Here is a 993-nt window from a genome sequence, read left to right on the forward strand (position 1 = left end):
CCCACAGCGAAGTGGTGGTGGGGGCCTCGCCACCGCCCCCACCACCACTCTCACTGCCGCGCAGCGCCGGCGGGCCCGCCGCCCGCCGATGCTCGCATGCGCGGGGCGCGCGCCACCGAAACCGGCGCGCGACCCACCCGGTCCGTCGTCAGTTCCCTCGGCTCACGACGGCAGGTTCCACTGTTGGTTTGCTCCGTCGGTGCAGTCCCAGATCTGGAGCCTGGTGCCGTTCGCGGAGCTGGGGCCGGTGGCGTCCAGGCAGCGGCCTGAGTTGGTGTTGACCAGTTCGCCGTTGGCTTGGTGCTGCCATTGCTGCGCTGCTGTCCCGTTGCAGTCGTAGAGCTGCACCTTCGTGCCGTTCGCGGTGCCGGCGCCGGTGACGTCCATGCACTTGCCCAGGGCCTGCAGGGAGCCGTTCGATGCCACCGTCCACTGCTGGGCGGCGGTTCCGTTGCAGTCGTAGAGCTGGACCGCGGTGCCGTTGGCCGAGTTCGCGCCGGCGATGTCGACGCACTTGCCGCCGTAGCCGGTGATCTGGCCGGTGCCGCCTCCGCCTCCGCCGCCGGTGCCCTGGGTGCCGCTCCAGGTGAAGGTGGCGGAGGTCTGGGCCGGCAGCGAGTAGCTGAAGTTCTCGTTGCCCCAGTTGACGGTCAGGGTCTGCGTGCTGCCCGACTCGTTGTAGGCGACCAGTGCCTTCGAGCCGTCCGGGTTCTGCCACGCGACGTTGGGGATGCTGCTGTTGGCCGTGGAGTCGATGCGGTAGGCGCCCGGCTTCACGAACTTGGTCAGCTGCCCCATGTCGTAGTACTCGATGTTGTAGTCGACCTGGCCGGAGCGCGAGTCGCCGTTGTGCACGGTGATCAGCCCGCTGCAGGTCCCGCAGCCGCCGTTGTGCGGGCCCATGTTCTGGTCCACCGCCAGCGACCACTTCACCACCGACTTACCCCAGTTCCGGGTGTAGTCGATGATGTTGTTCATGTCCTCCTGCTGCTG

Annotated in this window: 1 protein-coding gene; it reads right to left on the reverse strand. The window is 68.5% G+C overall.

Annotated elements, in window-relative coordinates; genetic code table 11:
- Positions 1–162: 162 nt before the first annotated feature.
- Positions 163–993 (reverse strand): ricin-type beta-trefoil lectin domain protein (locus GWK61_RS54765; protein ID WP_194922321.1); only part of this gene is annotated, 831 nt, incomplete at its 5' end.

Origin of the sequence: Catenulispora rubra (assembly GCF_015356825.1) — a bacterium.
Classification (GTDB): domain Bacteria; phylum Actinomycetota; class Actinomycetes; order Streptomycetales; family Catenulisporaceae; genus Catenulispora; species Catenulispora rubra.